Genomic DNA, 25,996 nt, shown 5'->3' on the forward strand with positions numbered 1-25,996 from the left:
TCGGCTCTTACTTTGCCTGCCAGGCGTACCACCTCTTGCCGATGGCATCGCGGTTTTCGGCCCAGTAGCTCATATTGGCATTGACTTGGCTTGCCGTCTGCTGGTCCGGCAGGGTCTTCGCCGTCTCCGGATCCATCAGTTTTGTCGAGTCGAGATTGATCGGCGCATAGCCCGTGGCCTTTGCCAGATCGGCCTGCGGCTGTGCCGAGGTCGCAAGCGCGATGAATTTCATCGCCGTCTCGAGGTTCTGCGCACCCTTGGGGATGACGAGAGAATCCGCCGCCGTAATGTTCTGGCTCCAGGAGGTCTCCGTCTTGACGCCGCTATTGGCAAGCGCCGTCATGCGGCCGTTCCAGAGACTGCCGAAGGGGGCCTCTGCCGACGCCAGAAGCTGCTGCGACTGCGCGCCGCTCGACCACCAGACGATATCCGACTTGATCGTATCGAGCTTCTTGAAGGCGCGGTCGAGATCGAGCGGATAGAGCTTGTCGGCGGGAACGCCGTCCGCCAGCAGCGCGGCTTCAATCACGCCCGGGGCGGACCATTTGTAGAAGGTGCGCTTGCCGGGGAATTTCTTTGTATCGAAGAGATCGGCCCAGGTCTTCGGGCAGGCGCTCACGGCATCGGCATTGCATCCGATGACGAAGGAATAATAGAAGCTGCCGACCGAATAATCGCTGACGAAACGCGGATCGAGCTTCGACTTGTCGATGACGGAGAAGTCCAGCTTTTCGAGCAGGCCGTTCTTGCCGGCCTGCGCGGCGTAGTCGCCCTCGACGTCGACGACGTCCCAGCTGACCTGGCCGGCTTCGACCATCGCTTTCAGCTTGCCATAGTCCGTCGGGCCGTCCTGCATGACGCCGATGTTGGTCTTTGCCGTGAACTGGTTGGCCCAGGCGACCTTCTGCGCATCCTGCGTCGTTCCTCCCCAGCTCGTGAAGACCATGGTATCGGCCTTGGCGGGCACGGATGCGGCTATCATTGCGGCAAAGGCCGCGAGTGCAATTCTTGCTTTCATGTTCCCTTGTCCTTGTTTTTCAGTCTTTGGAGGCATGCCTTATGCGGCCGGCCGCTTATCCCGTTGGAGAAAAACCGGCAGGCTTCATAATCTTGTTTTCCGCTACCTCGATCAGATCGCGGATCTTCGGCAGGAAAGCCTGCCACTGAGGGTCGGCCGCCAGTCGCTGGCGCCGCGTCTCGCGATCATCGAGGCTTGCATAGGCCCAGATGTGGACGATCTCGTTGATGACACCGATTTCGGAGTAGAAGTAACCGACGAGATTGCCGAGATGCGCCTTCTGGATGGCAATCCCTTCTTCCTCCACGACCTTCAGATATTGCGGGATCGTGCCGTTCTTCAGCCGATAGGTGCGGATCTCGTAAAACATCGGCGTTACCTCATGACGAAGGGATCGGGGATCGGATCATCGGATGTACGCAGCCAAATGGTCTTAGTGCGCGTGTAGTCGAGCGCAGCCGCAAGCCCGCCTTCCCTGCCGTGACCGGAGAGGCCGAAGCCGCCGAAGGGCGCGATCGGCGACACCGCGCGATAGGTATTGACCCAGACGACACCGGCGCGAATGCCTTTCATCAGGCGATGGGCGCGCGTGAGGTTCTGGGTGAAGACACCGGATGCCAGTCCGTAGCGGGTGTCGTTTGCAAGCCTCAGGGCTTCGGCTTCCGTCTCGAAAGACACGACGGATAGGACCGGCCCGAAGAATTCGTCGGTCAGGGAAGGCGAGTTGACGCCATCGCAATCCAGGATTGTCGGCGGAAAATAATAGCCGACGCCATCAGGCCTTTGCCCACCGGTGACGAGCCGGGCACCGCTCCTTATGGATTTCTCGACAAGAGCGGCCACATGATCCTGCTGGCGCTTCGTGGCAAGCGGGCCGACCTCGGTCATCATGTCGAGCGGCGAGCCGATGCGTATCGCCTCGGCCTTACGCTTGAGGATCGACAGGAAGGCTTCCTTGATGCTGCGCTCGACGATCAGGCGAGAGCCGGCAACGCAGCTTTGGCCTGTCGCCGCGAAGATGCCCGCGACCTGCGCGTTGGCGGCGCTTTCGAGATCGGCATCGGCGAAGACGATAAAGGGCGATTTGCCCCCCAATTCCAGCGACGTCGAAGCAAGATTTTCGGCCGAGTTGCGCACGACATGGCGTGCCGTCTCTGGCCCACCGGTAAAGGCGATATGCGCGACCTTCGGATGCCGCCCGAGTGCCGCGCCGCAGGCAGGGCCGAAACCGGTGATGATGTTGACGACGCCGGCCGGAAAGCCGGCCTCATGGACCAGCCGCGCGAATTCCAGTAGCGGTGCCGGTCCATCCTCAGATGCCTTGACAACCATGGTGCAGCCGGCGGCGAGTGCCGGCCCGATCTTCACCGCCGACAGGAAGAGCTGGCTGTTCCAGGGCACGACCATGGCGACGACGCCGATTGGCTCGCGACGCAGCCAGACGTCCATGTCCGGCTTGTCGATCGGCAAATAGGAGCCCTCGATCTTGTCAGCGATGCCGGCATAGTAGCGATAGTAATCGGCGACATAGGCGATCTGCGCAGAAGTTTCGCGAATGATCTTGCCGGTATCTCGCGTTTCCAGTTCAGCAAGCTTCTGCGCGTTGGCCGCAATGAGATCGGCGAGCTTGTAGAGAAGCTTGCCGCGCTGCGTCGCTGTCAGTTTCGCCCATGGGCCTTCGTAAAGCGTCCTTTCGGCGGCATTGACGGCGCGATCGACATCGGCCTCGCGGGCTTCCGGCATCTCGGCCCAGACGTTACCGGTCGCGGGATCGATACTCTGGAAACGGGCCTCCCCGTCCAGAAACTCACCATCGATATAGTACTGGAAGCGCTGCATGGCGTTTACTCCGCAAATGCCGGCATGACCTCGGCGATGAAGCGTTCGAGCGAAGCTTTCTTGCGTTCGAACGACATGCCGGTGTCGATCCAGAAGGAATATTCGTCGTAGCCCATTGCCTGATAGATCTTCAGCCGGGCAATCACGGTCGACGCATCGCCGACGACATTGTTGCTGCGCATGACCGCATCGGACAGCATGGCGTTGGCGCGAATGTCTTCTTCCGGAATGCGTTCGATCAGGCCTTGATGGATCGGCTTCTCGTTCTTGAACCAGGCAAAGAAGTAATTGTAGTAGACGCTGAGCTCATGGGCGGCCCGTGCGATGTCATCCGGGGATGAACCGACATAGGTATGGCGCAGGAGCATGATCTTCGGCCGCTCAATATGCGGGTTCTTCGCGCAAGCGTCGTTGAAGCGGCCCATCAGTGCCTCGACTTCATCGTCGCCCTGCCAAAGCGGCGTCACCTGGACATTACAGCCATTGGCGACGGCAAATTCGTGCGAATTCGGGTCGCGCGCCGCAACCCATATCGGCGGGTTCGGCTGCTGCAGCGGCTTCGGCGCCGAAGTGGTCGACGGGAATTTGAAGAACTCGCCCTCGTGGGCGTAGTCCCCCTGCCAGATGCCTTTGACGGCCGGGATCAACTCGCGCATGCGCTGGCCGGCACCCCATGCATCGAGACCCGGCAGCAGCCGTTCATATTCGAAGGAATAGGCGCCGCGGGCAATGCCGATATCGAGCCTGCCGTCGCAAATGATGTCGGCCATCGCGGCCTCGCCGGCAAGCTTGATCGGATGCCAGAACGGCGCGATCACCGTTCCCGTACCCAGCCTTGCCCGCGACGTACGCCGCGCCAGATCGGCGATCGTCACAAAGGGGTTGGGCGCGATGGTGAAATCCATCCCGTGATGCTCGCCCGTCCAGATCGCATGCATGCCGCCCTTGTCGGCAATCTCGCAGAGCGCGACGAACTCCTCATAGAGGCTCTTATGGGTCTGGCTCGCGTCGAGGCGCTCCATGTGAACGAAGAGAGAGAATTTCATGCTTGCACCGCCTTCCCCGAGACCGGGCGCACCATGCCGGAGGTCTCGTCGCCAAAATAGACTCCGAAATTGCCGATCTGGCTTTCCAGCGCGAAGCGGGAGACGATATCGGCTGTCGAACTGGTCCTGAAGCGCGCCGTCTTCAGCGCATCCGGTTTCAGGAACCTGCCCTCGCGCGGCTCGCCTGGCGAGGCGAAGGCGCGATAGACGATGTGATGCTTGCCGTCGCTCTTGCCTTCATAGACCGAATAGAGGAAGCCGACGGTTACCGTGAGGCCGGTCAGCGCCTGCAGGTACCGACCAAGAATGTCGGCTGGGCTTCCTTCGCTGCCCTCGCAATCCGGAAGAGCAAGGACATCATCGCCGAGCAGCAGGATCTCGCCGTCGCGCTCGAGAACAGCAGCCAGCTCGATATTGCCTTCCGCGGCAGCGGAGACCGCCTTGCTCGCCAGGATCGGCGTGAAATAGCCGCCGCGGGCATAGCCGAGGCCATTGCGGCCGCTATTGTCGAACGAGACGATGCGTCCCATCAGAACAACGTGATCACCGGCTTCGATCACTTCGCTCATGGCGCATTCGAACCAGGCAGCGACATCGGAAAGGATCGGACAGCCATCCGCACCCGAATTCCACTCGACGGCGGCGAACCTGTCTTCGACGGGGCGCGCAAAAGTGTTGGAAACGGCCTTCTGCGTCTCCGACAGCACATTGATCGCAAAATGCTTGGCGCTGGTCATGGCCTCGAAATTACGCGAGGTCTTGGCCAGGCAGACAAGAAGAAGCGGCGGCTCAAGCGACACCGACGTGAACGAATTTGCCGTAAAGCCGATCGGCAAACCAGCCTGATCGCGCGCGGTCACGACCGTGACGCCGGTCGGAAATGCGCCGAAGGCGTCTCGCAATGCTCTTGGGTCGAAGTCTTGCGTCGTCATCTTGCGTCCTCCCCGCACGAAAGCCACTCGGCGAGCAGCTCATTGACGATATCTGGTGCCGTAAGGTTCACCATATGGCGGTGCCCCTCGACGATCCGCACCCAGCCTCTGGGTGCCGCCGCCGCCATCAGTTCGGCCATCGGCGGCGTTGAATTCGGATCGTCCGAGCCCGTCAGGAACAGAGCCGGCGCCATAACAGCATGCCAGCGATCGGCATAAGTCTCATCGCCGCCGGCGAAAGCGGCATAGGTCGTGGCATAGCCTTGCGGATCGACAAGACTCAGCCAGTTACGGGTGAGTTCACGCGCAACCATGCTTTGAGCATCATCGCCAAACCAGCGGCGCAGCGGTCCTTCCTTATCAACGCCGATGAGCGGTATCGCCGCTGCGCGCGCAAGCACCGCCGCCTTGGCCTCAGGGTCGCGGCGATAGACGCCATTGAGATAGGCGATCCGCTTTATCCGTTCGCCAAAGGTGGCGGCAGCCCCGCCGGCGACGAGCGCACCCATCGAATGGCCGGCAACATTGACCTCGCCAAGCTCCATCTCGTCGAGGAAACCGCCGAACCAGGCGACGAAGGCCTCCAGCTTGCTGCCGGTAGGCAGGGCAGCGCTTTCGCCATGGCCCGGCATATCGACGGCAATGACGCGATGGCTTCGGGAGAAAGCTGCGATCTGCGGCGACCAGGCTTCAAGCCGCATGCCGACGCCGTGGATCAGAACCAGCGGCTCGCCTTCGCCGACCTCATGAAAGGCAGTCCCGCCCACCGTGCGCTTGCGGGGCAGGCTTTCCGAATTCAGACGATCGGCCTTGTTCTGATCTATGGTTTCCATCGCCGGCATCCGGACGCTCGATCTCTTACACGCCGGCCGGATTGGCGACATCCTGTCCCAGATCCCTGAGGTCCTGGTAACGGTCGCCGATGCGATGATGCGGCCGGCCACCGATCGAGGCGCCGAGCGCAACGACGATTTCGTCGGCGGCCGGCGCATCCGGTATCGACGTCTGGATCGTCAGATAATGCGAGCGGCGACCTTCATCATTCTTGTCCATGAGCGGGATCATGACCGGCGCATTGGCCGGTCCGCGCGTATTGCAGAAGGCGAGATAGGACTTGGCGCCGACGGCGTGGCGATAGTGATTGCCGAAGCGCAGGGTGTGGATCAGCGCGGATGCATGTTCGATCTCGCCGTCGAGACCGACGACGGCCGATTTGCCATAGGCTTCGACTGCTTCGCCCGATCCCACCGCATCGATGATCATCTTGGTGAGCAATTCGCCGAGGACGGGAGCGGCGGCATCAATCTCCGGCTTCAGATCCGCGACAAAGCCACGACCGGCCCAGGGATTTTTGACGATCGCGCATGCCGAGAAGAGCTTCAGCGGCACCGCCGCTGCCTTGCCTCCTTCAACAAGTGTCGTTTCGATCTGCAGGACAGTTTTTCGGATCTGAAGGCTCATGGCTCGCTCCCTTTAGGATTATGTATGATGGTATGCCATAATACATGGCTGTCAAGCTGCTTTGAGCGAGCGGATGAAAAAGCCGCAGCACCATGGAGAAATAATAGTTATAACAATGGCTTATTGATATGCAGCGAAGAGCGTTCGCCGTCGCGATGCTTGTTCGCCACATATCTTCAGCCATCTGGCGGTCCGATTTTGTATTAGTTATTATGGTATACCGTCATATTGAGCATATGAGAAAGTCAACCCGGCATCTTCAGCGAGTCGCAATCTGATGCGGCATGATGCTCTTCGATACTGCCTGCCTCTCGACGGTGGATGAGACCTGGCAAGCCGACATGCTCGCGGGACGTCGACGTCGGTTGGGTTCAAACCTGCCGCACGATGGCGCCTATCGCGTTGACGACAATGCGCGCCGCCGTGAGGGCCGACATACCGTCGACATCGGCGGGAGGATAGAGCTCCACGAGATCGAAGCCCGCAATCTTCGCTCGTCCGCCGAGGCCTGCAATCAGATCGATCACCTGCGTATAGGTGAGGCCACCAGGTGTCCGCGCCGCGACGCCGGGCATGATGCCGGGATCGATGCTGTCACAATCCAGGGTGACGACGACGCGCGCTCCCTTCGGAATATGCCGGAGAGCAGCGCCTACCCCCTGGGCATGTATCTCGCGGGCCTCCACGAAATGGCTGCCGTAGCGCTGCGCAGCTTCGATATCTGCAAGACGTGCGCTGCCTACCCCGCGAAGACCGACCTGCACCATTCCGGCAACATGCGGCATCTCACTTGCCCGGCGCATCGGGCTCGAATAGCCGTAGCGCTCGCCATGCACCTCGTCGCGCCAATCGATATGGGCGTCAATCTGCAAAACCCAGACCGGCCCGTGATCGGCAAAGCCGGCGATGAAAGGCGTGGTTACCGAACAATCACCGCCGAGCAGGATCGGTACAACAGGCAATGACAGCATCTCGCGCGTCTTTGCCTCGATCCGAGCCCGGTTCCCCTCATTGTCATGCATGATGGTCGGAATATTGCCGGTGTCGATGCAGCACGACGGCTTGTCGTCGAACAACGGTCCGCCAAGATCAAAATCCCAATGTTCGACGAGTGCGGCATCATCCTGGCTTGCGGCACGGATCGCGTCAGCGGCGGGGACATAGCCGCTGCTGTCCTTGCCGGGATAGGTACTGCCATGACCGGCCCCGAAGATCGCCACGCGCGGCAAAAGGGCATCATCGAGGCGATCCGGAAAGCCGAGAAAGGAAGGTGAGGCTGTCATTTCCTGATGGCCTTGATGATGGTTTCGCCGAGGGCTCGATGTAGACGTGTCGAAATTAATCGGTCGACTGCCGCCCGGAAAGCACGGCCTGGGCAATAGCGCTCGCACTTGCGACATGCTCCATTGCTGCCTTATGGGCGCCCTCGCCGTCACCGCGCCGGATGGCATCGACGATGCGAGCCATTTGAGCCGGCCCCTGGACATCGCGATTCTGCGTCTTGATCGTCATGGAACGCAGGTGATTGATGCGCACGGTCAGAAGGTTGACGACGCCCCACGCCACATGGCGGTCGACCATGCTGAACAGCGTCTGATAGAAGGAAGACGTATGGGCGAGCACGCCGGGCATATCCTTCTCTCGATAGCTGCGCTTTATATCCTCGAGCGACTTGTCGAGGGCATCGGCGATCGCGGGATTGTTCTGCTCGGCGCAAAGCCGCGCCGCCATTCCTTCGAGAGCACCGCGAATCTCGTAGATCTGCTTGGCTTCGTCATGATTGAGCTGCGCGACGATCGGTCCCTTGTTCGGGAGATTGGCGACAAGGCCTTCGGATTCGAGGTGACGCAGAACCTCGCGCACGATCGTGCGGCTAACGCCGAGCTGAGCGCAGAGATCGCGCTCCACAAGGCGATCCCCCGGCCGGAAATAGCCGTTGATGATCGCTTCCCGCACCTTGTCGAGGGCGAGTTCACGCAACGTCTTTGCCGGACGCTCCACGCGAATTGCGGCGCTGTGCGCATCGTCATTCATTCCCGCACCCCGATTCCCGGATACCATATTATGGCCTACCAAGATCATCCATTGTCGAAATGAAGTCAATGGAGCAGAGAGCGCCTCGGCGCAAGGCCTGTTGCCGAATGCCGAAATGCTCCTTGAGCCCCTTCCGGCCTTTTGGTGTAACGTCGACGGCACGAGAGACGGTCGGCAAGATGATGCTGTCGCTCTGTTCGTTCGAGACATTGCCTGGCCACCATGGCGCATGGGCGTGATAGCGGCTCCGGTCAATGCACGGGCGCCGGCTCCGCGTCGGACGCAGCCTGCTTGTGATGGTCGGCGGCGAGCAGCATGTAGACGGCGGGCACTACGAAAAGCGTGAACAATGTCCCGATGGCGAGCCCCGCCGCGATCACAAGGCCCATGTTGAAGCGAGCGGATGCGCCGGCACCGGTCGCCAGGATCAGCGGCACGACGCCTAAGACCATAGCACCGGTCGTCATCAGGATCGGACGCAGACGAATGCCGCAGGCACCCTCGATCGCCTCGCGTTTGGTCTTTCCGGACGCCTGCAGCGTATTCGCCACCTCGACGATCAGGATACCGTGCTTGCTGATCAGCCCCATCAGCGTCACCAAGCCGACCTGCGTATAGATGTTCATCGTCGCGCCGCCGATGCCGAGGCTGATGAAGGCGAGCGCGCCCGCGATCGACATGGGCACCGACACAAGAATGATCAGTGGGTCGCGGAAGCTGTTGAACTGCGCCGACAGCGCCAGGAAAACGATGATCAAGGCGAGAGCGAAGGTAGTAGCCATGCCACTGGATTCTTGCACATATTGGCGTGACTGGCCTCCGTAATCGACCGAGTAGCCCTGTGGCAGCGTGCGCGCCGCGATCGACTTGAGGGTTTCCAGGGCATCGCCGACAGCGACGCCCGGGGCCGGCACGCCCGAGATGGTGGCCGAATTCAGCTGCTGGAAATGCGCAACCGAACGCGGCGTCGCTTGAAGCTTCGCCGTCGCGATCGCCGAAAGCGGAATCTTGTCGCCGTTCACGGTTGCGATTGGATAGTTCATGATCTGATCGATGGTCTGGCGCGAGCGCTGTTCCACCTGCGGTATGACCTGATAGGAACGGTTGTCGATACTGAAATAGTTGACGTAGCCGCCACCCAGCATGGCTGCGAGCGCCGAACCGACGTTGTTCATCGACAGGCCGAGAGCCGATGCCTTGCTGCGGTCGATCTGGATCGAATATTGCGGATTGTCGACGTAGAGATCCTTCGTCAGGAAGATGAATTCACCGGATTTCTGCGCTTCCTGCAGGAAGGTGTTGGATACTTCGTTGAGCTGGTCGAAGCTGCCGGTGCTGCCGATAGCGAACTGCACCGGCAAGCCGCTGGCACCGGGCAGCGGCGGTATCTGGAAGACCACCGCCTGCCCGCCGGCGATCTTTGCGAGGTCCGCCTGCACCAGCGGCTGCAGTTGATCCGCCGTTCGGTTGCGCTGGTCCCACGGCTTCAACACCATGCCCTCGAAAGACGTGCCGGGCACCTCCACCTGCAGGGTATGGTCGGTTTCGGGGAAGCTGGCGAAGACCTTGTTGACGTGATCGGAGTTGAGTAGCTTTTGGTCAAGCGTCGCGTTCGGGGCATTCGTCATCTGCGCAGCGAGGAATCCCTGGTCTTCGTTGGGAGCCAGTTCGGTCTTAGCGCTGGTGTAGAGGAAATAGATGCTGCCAAGGACGATCACGGCAAAGACCAACGCCACCGGCACGGTATTCAGGCTGCCGTGCAGCATGCGCACGTATGGCCTGTGGATTTCGGAGAAGCGGCGATCGATGAAATCGGAGATGCGCTCCTCCCAGCCGCTGCGATCGGTCAAATGCGGCTTCAGGATGCGCGAACACATCATCGGCGTCAGCGTCAGCGCGATGATCATGGAAACGGTGACGGCGCCCACCAACGTAAAGGCAAATTCCGTAAATAGAGCGCCGGTCAGGCCGCCCTGAAAGCCGATCGGCACATAGACGGCGACCAGCACGACGGTCATCGCGAGGATCGGCCCCACCAGTTCGTGCGCCGCAGCCAGCGCCGCTTGCATCGGCGGCGCCCCTTCCTCGATGTGACGGTTGACGTTCTCCACGACGATGATGGCGTCATCGACCACGAGGCCGATCGCCAGCACCAGGGCAAGCAACGTCAGAAGATTGATCGAGAAGCCAAAGATCAACATCATCGCGAAGGTGCCGACCAACGATAGCGGTATGGCGACGATCGGAATGGCAACCGATCGCGGTGAGCCGAGAAAGGCGAACACGACGAAAATGACGATCACCAGAGCCTCGATCAGGCTCTTGACCACCTCATCGATCGACGTGGTGACGAAGGTGCTGGAGTCATAGACGATATAGCCTTCGAGCCCCTGCGGCAGCTGCGCCTGGATACTCGGAAACACCGCGCGTACACCAGCGATCACGTCGAGCAGGTTTGCCGTCGGCGCAATTTGGATACCCATGAACACGCCATCCTGCGCATCGAACCGGATCTGGACATCTGGATTTTGCGATCCCAGCACGACGGTAGCGACATCCTTCAGCCGAACGATCGTGCTGTCGATCTGCCTGACCACCATCTCCCTGAATTCGTCAGCCGAATGCAGATCGGTCTGTGCCGTCAGCACCGTCTGAGTCATCTGGCCGCGCGTGGTGCCAACACCGGAAATATAGTTGTTGTTTGCGAGTGCCGTCGCGACATCCCCGGCTGTCAATCCGTAGGCCGCGAGTTTATCGGGCTTCAGCCAGGCTCTCAAAGCAAAGGTTCGCGCGCCAAGAATTTCCGCTGTCTGAACGCCGTTGACCGCCTGCAGCTTGGGCTGAACCACGCGCGTCAGATAGTCGGTGATCTGGTTGCTGGCCAGGACATCGCTGCGGAAGCCGATATACATCGCATCGATCGACGTGCCGATGGAAACCGTCATGATGGGCTGCTGCGTGCCGTTCGGCAGCTGGTTGAGCACCGAGGATACCTTGGCGTTGATTTCCGTCATCGCCGCGTCGGCGCTGTAGTTAAGGCGCAGGTTGACCGTGATTGTCGACGTGCCGCTGGTGCTCGACGAGGTCATGTAATCGATGCCGTTGGCCTGGGCGATGGCGTTTTCGAGCGGCGTCGTGATGAAACCCGCGATGACGTCGGGCGCAGCACCGGGATAGGTGGTTAACACCGTGACCACGGCATTCTGGGTCTGCGGATATTGACGGACGGTGAGCGAACGGAACGACTGGTAGCCGATCACGATAATCAACGCGCTGACCACGAGAGCAAGAACGGGGCGCTTGATGAAGATATCGGTGATATTCATCGCTACACCTCAGTTGGGGTTTGCCGGATTTGCGTTGGGATCGTTCGACGGCTGAACGTCATTGTTGATGATGACAGGCGAGCCGCTATTGAGCTTCAATTGGCCGGAGGTCACCACGACTTCGCCCGCGTTTATGCCTTTGGTCACCGCGATCTGGTCACCGCGCGCTTGCCCGGTGCTGACGAACTTCTGACTGGCGACAAGCTGCGGCTTTCCATCCGACGCGTTGCCTTTATCGGTCACCACATAAACGACGTTGCCATAGGGATTGACGGTGACGGCAGTCCGCGGCAGAGCGATATATTCTTTCGGTTCACCCACCACCACAGAAACACTGCCGAACATGCCGGGCAAAAGCTTGCGGTCGGCATTAGGAAACGTTGCACGGATGGTGATGTTACGGCTCTGAGTGTCGACCAGCGGGCTGATTGCGGTGATCTTACCATCGAAGGTCTGGTTGCCATAAGCGTCGACGGTCGCCGTCACCGCTTGGCCGACCTTCAGCTGCGACAGGGCCTGCTGCGGCAGCGAGAAATCAAACTGGATCGGGTCGAGCGACTGTAGGGTGACGACCGCCGTTCCAGCCGCCAGATATTGGCCGAGGCTCACCAGTCTGATGCCGAGGTGTCCGTCGAAAGGCGCGCGGATCGAATATTGATCGATCAGCGCCTGCTGCGACGCGACCTGTGCCTGCGCAGCCTTCCATGTGGCCAGATCGCTGTCGACCTGGCTTTGTGCAATGGTATTTGCCTTGATCAGCTTGGAATCGCGCTCATAGGCGATCTGCGCGTTTGTCGCCGATGCCTGGTATTGCTGCAGCGTAGCGATCTGCTGATCGGCAAGCAGCTGGACGATGAGATCGCCCTTCTTGACATCCTGGCCGTCCTGAAAGCCGATCTTCTGGACGATGCCCTGGACCTGGGCCGAGAGATTGGCGCCTTCGACCGCATTGAAGCTGCCTATGGATTGCAGCGTGGTTTGCCACGGGCTCGTTGCCGCCGTCATTGTGGAGACCGTCTGAGGTGGCGCCTTGAGATTAGCCAGATACGCCGCGATCATGCGGTTCTTGAATGCCTGGAAGCCGAAAATCCCGCCCAGGATCAGGCCTATGACGATCAGCATGATCACCATGCGTTTTATCATGACTGGTAACTCTATTTTTCGGGAACAGGTCGCTGAGAATTCTGATGGTGTCGGCTCCGGCAAGGTTCACGAGAGACCTTCCGCGCCAAAGTTGCCGCATTCTTTACTGGCGCCTGCGATCGGCGCCTACCTTGAAAGCCATTTTGTTCGGAACTGGCGGGATCGCGGGAAACCGCGCCCTTGCGGCGATGACCGCCGCTGAACGACGCCTTTCGGCCGCCGGAGGCAGCATCAACTTCGCCATGATTGAAGCTGGTGGCGTCCAAATCGGCCGTCCTCAGCAAACAGACCAGTCAAACGTCATTCGCACGCCTCTGCTTCTGATTCAGCACGAGTTTTTACGATCCGAATTACGATAGGCAATTTGCTATGTCCGAACCATATTTAGTAGAGTCCTGAATAAAGGCAATAATGGTACCGAAACTATCATAGCTGGGCGAAACGAACTCATTCGCCCGATCAATATTCCGTGCAATCTGGCGAAGCTTCCCAGCCGGTGTCGCAGAGAGCCGAGCCTATCTTATCAGACCGAGCCGAATGGCGATCGCGATGGCATTGGTTGTATTTTTTGCTTCGAGCTTGTCGCGAACCGAGCGCAGATGCTTTTCGGCGCCGTGATGGGTGATGCCCATCCGCACCGCGATCTCATGATCCCGCAAGCCATCCGCTGCCAGTTGCAGCGCGCGTCTTTCCCTGAGCGAGACGCCCTTCAGCAATGGAAGCTGATCCAGTTCCCTGAGCTGGAGGGCACGATCCACGGCAAAGGTCGCCAGCAATTGCAGACCGCCGCGCTCCTGCTCCCTGATTTCGAGATGCTCACCGCCGATGGAAAAACCTATCACGGTTCCATCGAAAGTCTGCAGGGCGATGGTGAAACCCTCGCGCAGGCCAAACTCCCCGGCTTCCCCCATGACATCGCGCGCCGTCGCATTCTGCAGTCTCTGGCCTTCTATGTCCCGCCAGAAGAACGGCGCATGCTGCTCCCTGACCATGCGTATCGTCGGATCGTGGCGCAGATAGTCATTGCTGAAATAACGGGAGATCCAATCGGTCGGCCAGGCATTGAGAAGAATATGGCCGACTTGCTGCCTCTTCGTGTCGCCGATCGGCGGCATTGTGCCCGCCAGCACATTTGTCGCGCCGAAGCGTCCGATATAGACGAGCACCAGCCGCAGGATATCGGCTTCGGTCTGTGCTGCCTCCATGGCCGTTATCAAGGCCGTCGTTTCTTCAAGCAGATGCGCCGGCATCGTTTCCGCGGAAGGTGACGAGGAATGCGTCTTCATACTGATCTCACAGACTATTCGAAAGCTGAGAAGGATTGTTTATATTAAACATTCCTCAATTATTATGAATGCCTCAATGGACGGGAAATTGGAAGGGCCAAACCTGCCTTCGATATCTCCCAATATGCGGCAATTCACTGCTGGAGGGCGCTCCGGCGGGATGCTTCAGGCGCTCCGGCACGAGGCAGATGGCGCATGCCGCTAAAGCATCCCATGACATCCTATCTAAGCCGCGCGACGGCGCAGGTCCGTCTTCAGGGAGCGAAGCTTCGCCAGCGTACGCTCATCGAACGATGCGGTGACAGCCACGACATCCTCTCCTGAAATCGACTGCGGCAATCCGAGCGCGCTGACCCGGAAATGAAGCTGCAGCAGCCGGAGGATCCAAAGCGGCTGCATTTCGATGATCACGGTATTGATACCGTTTTCCAAACCCCATTCGACAAATCCCGAAAGCAGCGTGTTGGAAACCGCGCTCAAGGCACGGCCATGTTCTCTGTAGGCCGGCTCGACACAATAGCGCGTCCATTCCCATATGTGCCGGCCGACGGGTCTTTCCTGCTCGCAAAGCTGCGGCAGCACCTCGGACAGAAGGTGGGGTTCGGTCGAGGGCAGCATTCGCTGATATCCAAGAACCTCGCCTTCATTGATGAAAAGCATATGCACGGCATCCGCCGTATCGAATTGGTCGATCTCGCGACCATCGGCGCGCGTCAGATCATTCCATCCGCGCTCCTCGACGAATACGCGGTGCCGCAGGCGAAATGCCTGATCCATTTCGTCCTGATAGTCGTGCATGTTCCGGTCGGTGATAATGTGAAGCATCTCTGCAGCTCTCCTGTTTGGGCAAGCTGATCATCGGTTCGTTTCACGATCACCACAGGTACGGAAAAGCGTACCTCACGAAATCAGACCCTTTCGCAGAGCAAGGGCAATTGCGTGATTTGTATTGCGCGAACCAAGCTTTTCGCGGCAGGAGCGCATGTACTTGTCGATGGCATGATCGGTGATTCCAAGGCGGGAGGCGATCTGCCGCTCCTTCCAGCCTTCGGCCGCCAGCTGAAGAACCTCGCGCTCCCGTGCCGTCAATTTAAGGACGCTGCTGTTTTGCTGAGTGTGCCGGATCCGCAAGGCACGATAGACAGCAAAATTCGCAACAAGCGCCAGATTCTTCTTGTTTTCCGGCGAGAGCTCAAGCCGTTCGCCGGCAATCGAAAAGCCGACATGTTCAGGCCCCAGGCTCGGAAGCGTCATGGTGAAACCCTCCGCAAGGCCGAACTCCTTGGCCTCGCCCATGACCCGCATACCGGACCGAAGCCCGACGACTTCGTCCTCGTTCCAGAAAAAGCTTTCAAGCCCTTCGCGTACCAGCGTGATCGTCGGATCCTTGAAGACATAGTTCTGAGAAAAATAACGAGCCGACCAATCATTCGGCCAGGCATTGATCAAGATATGACCTATCTGCTGGCGTTTGGTCGCGCCAATCTGAGGCATGGTGCCAACCAGAACATTGGTCGCGCCGAACGGCTCCACATATCGAATGACGACCTTGGCCAACTCCTCCTGAGTTGTGCAGGCCTCAAGCTCAGCCAGAAAATACTGTGTTTCCTCAAGGGTGCGAGCCGGAAAAATTGGATTGCCGGGCAATATCCAGTGGTTTGACATAACGACGATCTTCGAAGTTTCACGATGAAGCAGGAAACATGGCCACGACACCGGCCAGAAACTTCGGCAGTGCATTGGTGATTATTTGCACATATATTCAACGATGTGGTCTGATCAACACGACCACGCCAGACCGGCGTCCCGCAACGCGCCTGACGCAGCAATGCCGAAGTATTTTTGCTTACTATACACTTTGCTCAGTCGCTTGACGACCGGCGCCGACGCAAATGAAATATGCGCTGAACCCGGAAACCGGCGTCCGTTCCGTCAGCCTCACGGAGGGCGGCCGCAGCTTATTGCCGTCTTGCGGGCTTGGAGCATGATGCGGAAAAGGGTAAGTGATTTTCGGACGATATCGGGCTTTCTCTATATGAATTCGCGCTAGGCATCCTTCCATTTGGAAAATGTAGCGGCCTGCCCGCGCAAAGTCCCGTCGCGATCCACGAGCTGCCAGACAATGCCGTCTTCGATCCAGAAACGACGCCCGGATTTTGCAATCCGCAGCCCGCGATAGTCGGAAATAAAGCCATCGCGCGTCACCGCGTCCAACAGCCGTTGGCGCTCCGCACGATCGGGAAGCTCCGCCGAAAGGCGCGAAGGAAGCGTCACGAACTCGTCCCACGGGTATTCGAAGCAATTCTGCGCAGCCTTGTTGGCGTAGACGAAACGGGGATCGGCATCCGTATTGTGAGCGACGACCACGAAGGGCGCATCGCGATAGAGCCAATCCGGCCCGGATCCTTCATCGACGAGAGCAACGCCGACGATGCGACGAAAACTGTCCGTCAGAAGGTCGAAGAACGCATCATCGACCGATAAATCCACTGCCTTGCCGTCAGCTTCGCCTGCCATCAATCCCATCCTGTTAATCGGTGCATCGACGGTGCGATACTTAGCAGAATGCCATGAAGATCAAGAGGCGACGGCCGGTCCTTTATGGGCCGGCTTGTGGATTGTCGGCGCAGGTCGCTCAGGGACAGATCGAGCGCCGACAGAAATCGGTGACAACGTCGACCAGTTTCTGCCGGTCGACTACCGATCCCTCGGCCAGACAGTCATCGACGGCGCTGTGCATGGCATTAAAGAGCATGACGGCCGAAAGCCGGGCATCGATGAAGGAGAAGGCTTTGGCTTCCTGCCCTTCGAGCAGGAAGGATGAAAGGCGTGTCACCAGCGAATTGGCGCGTTTCATGCTTCGTTTGGGTGGGTGGAATTCACGGAAAACCAGATCGTGCAGCGCGACCTCATCGAGATAGCCGACCACGCATGACCCTATCCAGACATCGAGCCGATGCATCCAGCTGCCGGAGGACGCCGCTGCGGCGGCAGCGTCGATCTTTTCGCAAAAGCGTTCGATGAAGCGCGCCTTCAGAGCAGCAAGAACATCTTCTTTCGTCTGGAAATAAAGATAGAAAGTGCCCTTGGCGACATCGGCAGCCTCGACGATTTCCGCAACGCTAGTCGCGGCAAACCCCTTCTCCAGAAACAGGCGCTGCGCGGCGTCCATCAGTTCCTCCCGGCGGATCTCCGGGGGCTTGGTACGCGGGCGCGGGCGTTCTGCGGTGGTCACGGGCTTTTCCTCATCTACAGGCTATCAATGGCAAGGCCCGCCGGCGCGAGAATGGAACAGCATAGCCATTCCGCAGCGAGCGGAGCCTTGTTGAAGATTTCTAGCGGCATATGGAGCGGAAGACGAGCAAGACTTTGCCGCACGCCGTCAGCCGTCGCCGCCGGAACAACGACGGCAATGCCGAGAAGAAACCGATGGAGCGCCTCGCGGGCAATCCCGATCCGCTGCGCCACCATAGCCAGTATGGCCGCATCGTTCGCAAGCGGCGGTCCGTATGCCGAAATCAACAGAAGGGCAAACGGCTTTTCGTGCGCCAGCCAGCGCTCGACGGTATCGAGACCTAATCGCACCCCATCGGCACCCAGCCTTGCCTCCGCGACCACAATGGCCAGCGGCCAATGCGTCTCGTCGCAATCAGGGAGCAGCGTTTTGAATGCCATCATGACGGCCTGCACAAATCGGTCAGGCTCCGCAGCACATGTCCCATGTGCACCGGCTTTCCGCGCACCGCAGAAACCGAGGCGAGCCACATCGTCGCCTCGTTGACCTCATCGAAGATCTGCGCGGGGCCGCCATACAGCTTTTCGGTATTCATCCGGCTCATCTCTTCCACCGCACCGGCCGGCACGACGGTCGCCATGCCGATCACGAGCCGCTTGATCCGCTCGCCATTGGACTGAAGCCAGGCCTTTGCCTCCCCTGCATCGCCTTCGGGGCGCTTGGTTGCGTCGACATCCGTCAAGACGCGCAGGGTCGAAAAGGGTTCGCCGCGGTCCAGCCACGACGTCCAGTCGGAGAGGAAAGCAAGCTGTTCTTCGGGCGACATCGAACCACGGGCGGCGGATAGCACAAGCGGCCATTGGCTAAGATCGTGACGGATCATGACGGGATTTCTCCTAAGCGAACGAGAGGGGACAGATGCCGGTCCGCGCCGACGCTTCCAACCCAAAAACAAGGACAACCATTCGACCCTCTCCAGATTCCGACTGGAGTGGAATATATGACTGACCGTCGGTCATTTGTAAAGAGTGGGGTTGGACGACTAACAATTTCGTCGGAGGTTTCCCTGTACGGCTTGTCCGCAGCCGCGAGCGATGGGGGTCGACCAAAGGCTACTATGCCGCGCCGCTATGCGGGAACGTATGTCAACCTAATCACGTCTTTACCAATGCGATCGCTCGCCACGAAGCGCAGCGGCGGCCGTGGCCCGGCGAAGAGCGGCTTTCCGCGACCTAGCACGACGGGATGGAGATAAAGTCTATATTCGTCAACAAGACCAAGGTCGGTCAGACTTCTCGCCAGCTCAGGCCCGGAAACTTCAATCTCCCCATCCAGTCGTACCTTCAGCCCGCGTATCGTCGCCTCGATATCATCCGCGACCAGAGTGGCGTTCGGGCCGACTGATTTCAGCGAGCGCGACACAACCCATTTCGGCTGGCTCCGCCACGCCGCCGCATAGTCGCGTTGTTCCTCGTCCCACTCAGAGTGATCGTCGTCCCAATACCGCATCACCTCGTACATGCGGCGACCGTACACGCTGCCGGCGAGACCGCGCACGTCGTCGATGAAGTGACGAAAGAGCGCGGGGTCTGGTGCAAATTCCGTATGATCGACATAGCCGTCCAGAGACTGGTTCAAAGCGAACACAAGCTTCGCCATGCAGCAGGACCTCCCCAAAAATTCGTCAAAAACGCGTGAGCCGATGCTAGGCGGAAACGGCGTTGGTTACAATCTGACCGCCGCTCCGGTGACGAGATCAGGAAGATCTGGAGGGACCGGCGGATTGTCGATGCTGACGCTAGCGATCACCCGTTCGTGCATAGTGTGGCTGTTGGCCTCTTCCCTATCGTTGCTTTTATAATTGACTGACCGGTCGGTCTATGCAAGAATTTTCCCCGGTCGCCATGGGAAGGGCGATGGGGAGGAAACATGTCCGATTCCGACACCATTCTGTCGGCACTAGCCGATGGCGTTTTGAGCCTCACGCTCAATCGACCCGACAAACTCAATTCTTTCAACGAGGAAATGCACCTGGCGCTGCGCGCCGGTTTCGAACGCGCTCACAAGGATGCGCAGGTGCGTGCGGTTCTCCTGACAGGAGCCGGCCGCGGCTTCTCAGCCGGCCAGGATCTCGGCGACCGTGACCCGCGCAAGGGAACGCCGGATCTCGGCCATACGATCGAGACCTTCTACAATCCGTTGCTCCGCCTCATCCGCAGCCTGGAAAAGCCGGTCGTCTGCGCCGTCAATGGCGTGGCGGCCGGCGCCGGCGCCAATATCGCTTTTGCCTGCGACATCACGCTTGCCGCCCGTTCGGCCCGCTTCATCCAGGCTTTCGCCAAGATCGGCCTCGTGCCGGATTCCGGCGGCACCTGGAGCCTGCCGCGACTCATCGGCGAAGCCCGCGCCAAGGCGCTGGCGCTGACCGCCGAGCCTCTGGACGCGGAAACGGCGGCCAGCTGGGGCCTGATCTGGCGCGCGGTTGATGACGACAAGCTGATGGACGAAGCAAAGGCTCTCGCTATCAGGCTCGCTGCCGGTCCGACGAAAGGCCTTGGTTTGACGAAGCGCGCCATCCAGGCGGCGGCGACCAACTCGTTTGACGAACAGCTCGACCTTGAGCGCGACCTGCAGCGCGAGGCCGGCCGCAGCGCCGACTATGCCGAGGGTGTCACCGCCTTCCTCGATAAGCGCAAGCCGGAGTTCAAGGGAAAATGAGCACAGCCGACAGCATTGCGCCGCAGTCGCTCGCGAAAGCCTGCGCCAGAGCCATGTGGGACGAAGATAACGCCACCCGTCATCTGGGCATGGAACTGCTTGCCGTAGCCCCCGGCGAAGCGAGCCTTTCGATGGCGATTACCGAGGCGATGACGAACGGTCATGGCACCTGCCACGGCGGCTACATCTTCACTTTGGCGGACTCGGCCTTCGCATTCGCCTGCAATACCTACAACCAGCGCACCGTCGCCCTGCATTGTTCGGTGACCTATGTCGCGCCGGCTTTCAAGGGCGACCGGTTGACGGCGACGGCACGGGAGGTGTCGCGCCGTGGACGAGGCGGCATCTACGACATCGCGGTTACCAATCAGGAGGGCGAGCAGATCGCGGAGTTTCGCGGCCACTCGCGAACGGTGAAGGGCGCGCTTCTGCCGGACTAGGGTTCACGCCGGTAGCATCCAGAGCATTTCCAGGAAAAGTGCCCAGCGGTTTTCCGTCCGGAATGCGAGACGAGACAAGAGGATAGAGCTTTTCGCGGTTCGAAGAGAAGCGAAAACGCTCGAGCATTTCTGGAGGAGACATTCATGGAAAACCTTTCCCCGCGTGCCGGCGAGCTCGAGGCGATCGAAACGGCCTCGCGCGACGAGATTTCCGCGTTGCAGCTCGAGCGCATGAAGTGGTCGCTCATGCATGCCTATGAAAATTCGCCCTTCTACAACAAGCGCTTCGACGAAGCGGGCGTGCATCCCTCCGACCTGAAGACATTGTCGGATCTAGCCAAATTCCCCTTTACGACGAAGAAGGATCTCCGCGACACCTATCCTTTCGGCATGTTCGCCGTGCCGCGCGAAAAGCTCGTCCGTATCCACGCCTCTTCCGGCACGACCGGCAAGCCGACCGTCGTCGGCTATACGGCCAGGGACATCGATACCTGGGCGAGCCTCGTTGCCCGCTCGATCCGCGCCTCCGGCGGTCGCGCCGGCGATCTGGTGCATATCGCCTATGGCTATGGCTTGTTCACCGGCGGCCTCGGTGCACATTACGGTGCGGAGAAGCTTGGCTGCACGGTCGTACCGGTCTCCGGTGGCATGACGGAGCGCCAGGTCGCGCTGATACAGGATTTCAAGCCGCGCATCATCATGGTGACGCCTTCCTACATGCTCTCGATACTCGACGAATTCCGCCGCCAGGGCCTCGACCCGCGCGAAAGCTCGCTCGCCGTCGGCATTTTCGGGGCCGAGCCGTGGACCAATGCCATGCGCGAGGAAATCGAGCGCGCCTTCGACATGCATGCTGTCGACATTTACGGCCTGTCGGAAGTCATGGGTCCGGGCGTTGCCAGCGAATGCGTCGAGAGCAAGGATGGGCTGCACATCTGGGAGGACCATTTCTATCCGGAGATCATCGATCCGGTCACCGGCGCGGCATTGCCAGATGGCGAGATCGGCGAGCTGGTCTTCACGACGTTGACCAAGGAAGGCCTGCCAATCATCCGTTACCGCACGCGCGACCTGACGCGGCTGCTGCCCGGCACGGTTCGTTCCATGCGCCGCATGGAAAAGGTGACAGGCCGCTCCGACGACATGATGATCCTGCGCGGCGTCAACGTCTTTCCGACGCAGATAGAGGAGCAGATCCTGAAATGTCGCGGGCTCGCGCCGCATTTCCAGATCGAACTGACGCGCTCCGGCCGCATGGACGACATGACCGTTCATGTGGAGTGCACGTTGGGGGCAGCGGACGAAACGGCGCGAAATGTTTCGGCAAGGGAACTGACCCACCATATCAAGAGCGTGGTCGGTGTCTCGACGAAGGTCATAGTGCATCCACCGGGCGGCGTGGCACGTTCCGAAGGCAAGGCGAAACGCATCGTGGACAACCGTCCGAAAGAATGATCGGACATCCGGCGGGATAAAGCATGTCGCGCAAAAGTGTGCAGCGGTTTTGCGACAACGACATGGTCAAGGACTTAAAGCGCGAGAAGCGAAGCTGAAAGATCGCGACGCGCTTTAGTCTGACAAGCAGTTGATTGTATATAGCAAGGATCGGCCGAGAGGTACGGTCAAGTCAACCGGAAATGAGCAGAGCAGGATTACATGGCACGCACGCGCGCAGTTGATTTCGAGGAAAAGCAGCGTGGGATCTTGGCAAGTGCCGCGGCGGTATTCGCCGAGATGGGCATGGAGAAGGCGTCCATGTCGATGATCGCTTCGTATGGCAACGTCTCGAAAGCCCTGCTCTATCACTACTATCCCGGCAAGGACGCGCTGATCTTCGACATCGTGCAAACACACCTGACGGAGCTGGAAAACGCGATCGATGCGGCAGACCGCACCGATGTTACGCCGCAGGAGCGGCTGCGTCTGCTGGTGAAAGCTGTGCTGAAGAACTATGAAGGCGCCGACAACGAACACAAGGTGCAGCTCAACGGCACGCATGCCCTATCGCAGGAGCAACTAGCGGAATTGCGGACGATCGAACGGCGGATCGTCCGGCGCTTCTCCACCGTCATCGAGGACCTCAACCCGGACCTCAACAGGAACAGGCCATTGCTGATGCCGGTCACCATGTCGCTCTTCGGCATGATGAACTGGGTCTATATGTGGTTCCGGCCCAATGGGCCGATCACCCGCGACGAATATGCCGACATTGCCACCACTCTCATCCTCGAAGGGGTCAAGGCCGTCCGTTAACGCAGCCGGTCAATCGCCGAGCTTCATCCTTTCAAGGATAAGCGGATCATATTCCGGCGCGCGAATGCGGCGGCGATCCGGCTCCGGAACAGTCAGCGGCTCGACGGCCATCAGCTTCTCCTTTGCCTCGAGCGCCAGGCGCTGATAGATAGCGGTGCCCTGGCGCTTCCAGGCAATCTCTTCCGGCGTCAACTCACGCACGACGCGCGCCGGCGATCCCAGAGCGAGGCTGTTTGCCGGAATTTCGGCGCCCGCCTTGACGAAGGCCATGGCGGCCACGATGGCATTTTCGCCGATGACGGCCTCGTCCATGATGACGGCATTCATGCCGATCATCGCATTGGCGCCGATGCGACAGCCATGCAGCACCGCGCCGTGGCCGATATGCCCTGCCTCGCCAATGACGACCTCGAGATTCGGGAAACTATGGACGACACACGTCTCCTGCACATTCGAGCCGCGCTCGAGCACGATGCGTCCGAAATCACCCCGCAGCACGGCACCCGGCCCGACATAGCAGGCCGGGCCGATGATGACATCGCCGATGACGGTTGCGGCCGGATGCACGAAGGCTGCCGCATCGATGACCGGGATCACGCCGTCATAGGAATAGATCTGCGCCATTCAGTCGCTCCCCAATCCCTCGACGTCGCGTCCGGTTTCCGCCACCGCATCAAGCCGCTGCGCAAATTCACGGCGCAACGTCCGGCGAAGCTGGGCGGCCGTGTGCCGGCGGATATCGGCCGGCGTTTCCGGCACCAGCTCGGGCACACGAACCGGGCGGCCGGCCTCGTCGACGGCAACCATGGTGAAATAACAGGAATTGGTGTGGCGGCGCTGGCCGGAACGGATATTTTCCGCCTCGACCCGGATGCCGACTTCCATCGACGTGCGCCCGGTATCGTTGATCGAGGCGCGGAAGGTGACGAGTTCACCGACATTGATCGGTTCCTTGAACAGCACCTGATCGACCGATAGCGTCACCGCATATTGCTTGGAATAACGCGAGGCACAAGAAAAGGCGACGCGATCTAGCAGGTTCAGAAGGGCGCCGCCATGCACCTTGCCGCTGAAATTCGCCATATCGGGCGTCATAAGCACGGTCATTTCCAGGCGGTGCGGGTCTTGCTCGATTGTCGTCATGCGCTCACTCTCTCGTTTTCGCCACCATCGTCAGAACGTCATATTGCGCGACGACGGCATCCAGCTGGTTGGTTACCTTGCAATCCCAGCGCACCTCGCCATGCTCGGCATTGATGCGGGGATTGATCTCCTTGCAGGTCAACTGCACCTTAAGCGTATCACCCGGATTGACCGGTGTCAGGAAGCGCAGATTGTCGACACCGTAATTTGCGAGAACCGGGCCGGGAGCCGGATCGACGAAGAGGCCGGCGGCGAAAGAGACGATGAGATAGCCATGCGCCACGCGGCCCTCGAAGAACGGATTGGCCTTGGCGGCCTCCTCGTCCATGTGGGCGTAGAAGGTATCGCCGGTGAAATGGGCGAAGTGCTCGATGTCGTCGAGCGTGACTGTGCGCGTGGCGGTGACGAGCTGATCGCCAATCTTCAGCTCGGCGAGCGACTTGCGGAAGGGATGCTCGCTGCCGGTATGCGCATCCGCGCCATCCATCCAGCGTCCCGTAGCAGCCGAAAGCAGGCGCGGAGTGCCCTGCACGGCGGTGCGTTGCATATAGTGCTTCACGCCGCGAATGCCGCCGAGCTCCTCGCCGCCGCCGGCACGGCCGGGGCCGCCGTGAACAAGGCCCGGCAGCGGTGAACCATGACCGGTGGAGCTTTTGGCGCTGGCGCGATTGCCGATCATCACGCGGCCATGGAACGGTGCAAGGCCGAGAACGACGTCCTCGGTGAAATGCGGGTCGTTGGTGAAAACGGAGGCCACTAGACTGCCCTTGCCGCGCCGCGCCAGATCGACAGCCTCTTCCGCCGTATCGTAGGGCATCACGGTGCTAACCGGGCCAAAGGCCTCGACATCGTGAACGGCACGCGCCGAGCCTGGCTTGTCGCAATAGAGCAGGACAGGATTGAGGAAGGCGCCGGCGCCGGCATCACCGGACATGACACTTGGATTATCGGGATCACCGCCGACGATCTCGGCATCGGCAGCAAGGTCGCGGATACGTGCCCGCACCTCCTCGCGCTGGCCGAGGCTCGCTAGTGGCCCCATGCGAACCGTCTCATCAGCCGGATTGCCGATCACCGTCTTGCCGAGACGATCGTTCAAGGCGGCAATGAGCGCTTCGCTATGGGCGCGGGGCGCGATGACGCGGCGGATGGCTGTGCATTTCTGGCCGGCTTTTACTGTCATCTCACGGGTGACTTCCTTGACGAAGAGGTCGAACTCCTCCGTGCCGGGTGCCGCATCGAGCCCGAGGATGGCCGCGTTGAGGCTATCGGCCTCCATGGTGAAGCGCACGGAATTTTCGATAATCGCCTTGTGTGTCTTGAGACGCTGGCCGGTTGCCGCAGACCCGGTGAAAGTCACGACATCCTGGCCTTCAACATGATCGAGGAGGTCACCGACCGAGCCGCAAACAAGCTGCAACGCACCTTCCGGCAAAAGGCCGGTTTCGATGATGCGGCGAACCATGAGTTCAGTCAGGTAAGCCGTCTGGCTTGCCGGCTTGACGATGGCGGGAACGCCGGCAAGCAAGGTCGGCGCGACTTTTTCCAGCATGCCCCAGCAAGGGAAATTGAAGGCGTTGATGTGAACGGCGACACCCTGGAGCGGGCTCAAGATATGCTGCGCGGAAAAGCTCTGATCCTTGGAAAGCTGCTCGACATCGCCATCGAGCAGCACGCGCGCATTCGGAAGCTCTCTCCTGCCCTTCGAGGCGTAGGAAAGCAGGGTTCCGATGCCGCCTTCAATATCGACCCAGCTATCCGCTCGCGTGGCGCCGGTTGCCGTCGAGAGCGCGTAGAATTCTTCCTTCCTCTCGAGCAGCGCCTGCCCGAGCGCTTTCAGCATCGCAGCGCGTTCATGGAAAGACATCCGCCGCAGTGCCGAGCCGCCCTTGTCGCGACCATGGGCCAGCGCCTGCTTGAAATCGATGCCCGAGGAATCGATAAACGCGACCGGTGCGCCGGTCGAAGCGTCGAGCAGAGGCATGCCTTGCTTGGCGCCGGCGACCCAGGCGCCACCGACATAGCTTTCAAGCCGACGCGGCTGGTTTGCCATGATGTTCATCCGAATTTCCTTCCTTCATCTTTTCCAGCAATGCCGAACGGAAAGCCGCCATGCACTTTT

The 25,996-nt window shown here is 60.0% G+C and carries 27 protein-coding genes; 5 read left to right on the forward strand and 22 right to left on the reverse strand.

Annotation, left to right across the window (positions count from 1 at the left end; genetic code table 11):
* Nucleotides 1–7 precede the first annotated feature (7 nt).
* The 11 genes from FP026_RS05070 to FP026_RS05120 all read right to left on the reverse strand — a co-directional run bounded on the left by FP026_RS05070 (nt 8) and on the right by FP026_RS05120 (nt 12,787).
* Entirely contained in the window at nt 8–1,018 is a 1,011-nt protein-coding gene (locus tag FP026_RS05070; protein WP_149633523.1) for a polyamine ABC transporter substrate-binding protein, read from the reverse strand.
* Between the two features lie 55 nt (nt 1,019–1,073).
* Nucleotides 1,074–1,388: an NIPSNAP family protein gene (locus FP026_RS05075; protein WP_149633524.1), complete on the reverse strand. Its 315-nt coding sequence runs from the start codon at nt 1,386–1,388 to the stop codon at nt 1,074–1,076.
* Nucleotides 1,389–1,393: 5 nt separating this feature from the next.
* Nucleotides 1,394–2,857: an aldehyde dehydrogenase gene (locus tag FP026_RS05080; RefSeq protein ID WP_149633525.1), complete on the reverse strand. Its 1,464-nt coding sequence runs from the start codon at nt 2,855–2,857 to the stop codon at nt 1,394–1,396.
* Between the two features lie 5 nt (nt 2,858–2,862).
* Entirely contained in the window at nt 2,863–3,903 is a 1,041-nt protein-coding gene (locus FP026_RS05085; protein WP_149633526.1) for an LLM class flavin-dependent oxidoreductase, read from the reverse strand.
* Nucleotides 3,900–4,835 (reverse strand): flavin reductase family protein, encoded by a 936-nt coding sequence (locus FP026_RS05090; RefSeq protein WP_149633527.1) that lies wholly within the window; start codon nt 4,833–4,835, stop codon nt 3,900–3,902. Before FP026_RS05090 ends, FP026_RS05085 begins: the two co-directional genes overlap by 4 nt.
* A complete protein-coding gene (locus FP026_RS05095) occupies nt 4,832–5,677 on the reverse strand; it encodes an alpha/beta fold hydrolase (protein WP_149633528.1) in 846 nt (281 codons plus the stop codon). Before FP026_RS05095 ends, FP026_RS05090 begins: the two co-directional genes overlap by 4 nt.
* Nucleotides 5,678–5,693: 16 nt before the next feature.
* On the reverse strand, nt 5,694–6,296 hold the full coding sequence (locus FP026_RS05100) for an amino acid synthesis family protein (RefSeq protein WP_149633529.1): 603 nt from the start codon (nt 6,294–6,296) through the stop codon (nt 5,694–5,696).
* Between the two features lie 371 nt (nt 6,297–6,667).
* Nucleotides 6,668–7,579, reverse strand: a complete 912-nt coding sequence (locus tag FP026_RS05105; RefSeq protein WP_149633530.1) for an agmatinase — start codon at nt 7,577–7,579, stop codon at nt 6,668–6,670.
* Between the two features lie 55 nt (nt 7,580–7,634).
* Nucleotides 7,635–8,330 carry a GntR family transcriptional regulator gene (locus tag FP026_RS05110; protein ID WP_149633531.1) on the reverse strand — a complete coding sequence of 232 codons (696 nt, stop codon included), beginning with the start codon at nt 8,328–8,330 and terminating at the stop codon, nt 7,635–7,637.
* A gap of 251 nt (nt 8,331–8,581) precedes the next feature.
* On the reverse strand, nt 8,582–11,656 hold the full coding sequence (locus FP026_RS05115) for an efflux RND transporter permease subunit (protein WP_149633532.1): 3,075 nt from the start codon (nt 11,654–11,656) through the stop codon (nt 8,582–8,584).
* 9 nt (nt 11,657–11,665) lie between these two features.
* Nucleotides 11,666–12,787: an efflux RND transporter periplasmic adaptor subunit gene (locus FP026_RS05120; protein WP_246665243.1), complete on the reverse strand. Its 1,122-nt coding sequence runs from the start codon at nt 12,785–12,787 to the stop codon at nt 11,666–11,668.
* Between FP026_RS05120 and FP026_RS30130 the strand changes: the two genes are divergently transcribed.
* Nucleotides 12,765–13,001 carry a hypothetical protein gene (locus FP026_RS30130; RefSeq protein WP_188112509.1) on the forward strand — a complete coding sequence of 79 codons (237 nt, stop codon included), beginning with the start codon at nt 12,765–12,767 and terminating at the stop codon, nt 12,999–13,001. The two genes, FP026_RS05120 and FP026_RS30130, sit on opposite strands and share 23 nt — an antisense overlap.
* 313 nt (nt 13,002–13,314) lie before the next feature.
* On the opposite strand, the gene FP026_RS05130 is transcribed toward FP026_RS30130, so the two are convergent.
* The 8 genes from FP026_RS05130 to FP026_RS05165 form a co-directional block, all read right to left on the reverse strand.
* Entirely contained in the window at nt 13,315–14,085 is a 771-nt protein-coding gene (locus FP026_RS05130; protein WP_149633535.1) for a helix-turn-helix transcriptional regulator, read from the reverse strand.
* 225 nt (nt 14,086–14,310) lie between these two features.
* Nucleotides 14,311–14,910 (reverse strand): acyl-homoserine-lactone synthase, encoded by a 600-nt coding sequence (locus FP026_RS05135; protein WP_149633536.1) that lies wholly within the window; start codon nt 14,908–14,910, stop codon nt 14,311–14,313.
* 75 nt (nt 14,911–14,985) lie between these two features.
* Nucleotides 14,986–15,642 carry a helix-turn-helix transcriptional regulator gene (locus FP026_RS05140; RefSeq protein WP_188112500.1) on the reverse strand — a complete coding sequence of 219 codons (657 nt, stop codon included), beginning with the start codon at nt 15,640–15,642 and terminating at the stop codon, nt 14,986–14,988.
* Between the two features lie 489 nt (nt 15,643–16,131).
* On the reverse strand, nt 16,132–16,602 hold the full coding sequence (locus FP026_RS05145) for an MEKHLA domain-containing protein (protein ID WP_149633538.1): 471 nt from the start codon (nt 16,600–16,602) through the stop codon (nt 16,132–16,134).
* Between the two features lie 118 nt (nt 16,603–16,720).
* Nucleotides 16,721–17,320, reverse strand: coding sequence for a TetR/AcrR family transcriptional regulator (locus FP026_RS05150; protein WP_246665244.1), 600 nt, complete (start codon nt 17,318–17,320; stop codon nt 16,721–16,723).
* Nucleotides 17,321–17,334: 14 nt separating this feature from the next.
* Nucleotides 17,335–17,763: a hypothetical protein gene (locus tag FP026_RS05155; protein WP_149633539.1), complete on the reverse strand. Its 429-nt coding sequence runs from the start codon at nt 17,761–17,763 to the stop codon at nt 17,335–17,337.
* Complete coding sequence (locus tag FP026_RS05160) at nt 17,760–18,203, reverse strand: hypothetical protein (protein WP_149633540.1); 444 nt, start codon at nt 18,201–18,203, stop codon at nt 17,760–17,762. Before FP026_RS05160 ends, FP026_RS05155 begins: the two co-directional genes overlap by 4 nt.
* A 245-nt stretch (nt 18,204–18,448) precedes the next feature.
* A complete protein-coding gene (locus FP026_RS05165) occupies nt 18,449–18,979 on the reverse strand; it encodes a dihydrofolate reductase family protein (RefSeq protein WP_149633541.1) in 531 nt (176 codons plus the stop codon).
* 270 nt (nt 18,980–19,249) lie between these two features.
* On the opposite strand from FP026_RS05165, the gene paaG reads away from it, so the two are divergent.
* The 4 genes from paaG to FP026_RS05190 all read left to right on the forward strand — a co-directional run bounded on the left by paaG (nt 19,250) and on the right by FP026_RS05190 (nt 22,731).
* Nucleotides 19,250–20,038 (forward strand): 2-(1,2-epoxy-1,2-dihydrophenyl)acetyl-CoA isomerase PaaG, encoded by a 789-nt coding sequence (gene paaG, locus FP026_RS05170; RefSeq protein ID WP_149633542.1) that lies wholly within the window; start codon nt 19,250–19,252, stop codon nt 20,036–20,038.
* Entirely contained in the window at nt 20,035–20,478 is a 444-nt protein-coding gene (paaI, locus tag FP026_RS05175; RefSeq protein WP_149633543.1) for a hydroxyphenylacetyl-CoA thioesterase PaaI, read from the forward strand. Before paaG ends, paaI begins: the two co-directional genes overlap by 4 nt.
* Nucleotides 20,479–20,622: 144 nt before the next feature.
* Nucleotides 20,623–21,933: a phenylacetate--CoA ligase PaaK gene (paaK, locus tag FP026_RS05185; RefSeq protein WP_149633545.1), complete on the forward strand. Its 1,311-nt coding sequence runs from the start codon at nt 20,623–20,625 to the stop codon at nt 21,931–21,933.
* Between the two features lie 201 nt (nt 21,934–22,134).
* Entirely contained in the window at nt 22,135–22,731 is a 597-nt protein-coding gene (locus FP026_RS05190; RefSeq protein WP_149633546.1) for a TetR/AcrR family transcriptional regulator, read from the forward strand.
* Between the two features lie 9 nt (nt 22,732–22,740).
* On the opposite strand, the gene FP026_RS05195 is transcribed toward FP026_RS05190, so the two are convergent.
* Genes FP026_RS05195 through paaZ form a run of 3 tightly spaced genes read right to left on the reverse strand, consistent with a single transcriptional unit; the run spans nt 22,741 to nt 25,936 of the window.
* Nucleotides 22,741–23,355 (reverse strand): transferase hexapeptide repeat family protein, encoded by a 615-nt coding sequence (locus FP026_RS05195; protein WP_149633547.1) that lies wholly within the window; start codon nt 23,353–23,355, stop codon nt 22,741–22,743.
* Complete coding sequence (locus FP026_RS05200; protein ID WP_149633548.1) at nt 23,356–23,874, reverse strand: acyl-CoA thioesterase; 519 nt, start codon at nt 23,872–23,874, stop codon at nt 23,356–23,358.
* Nucleotides 23,875–23,878: 4 nt separating this feature from the next.
* The gene (gene paaZ, locus FP026_RS05205; protein ID WP_149633549.1) at nt 23,879–25,936 is read right to left on the reverse strand and encodes a phenylacetic acid degradation bifunctional protein PaaZ; all 2,058 of its coding nucleotides are present in this window, start codon (nt 25,934–25,936) and stop codon (nt 23,879–23,881) included.
* Between the last annotated feature and the right edge of the window lie 60 nt (nt 25,937–25,996).

The sequence above is a fragment of the Martinezella tropici genome, from assembly GCF_008370325.1.
GTDB lineage: Bacteria > Pseudomonadota > Alphaproteobacteria > Rhizobiales > Rhizobiaceae > Rhizobium > Rhizobium tropici_B.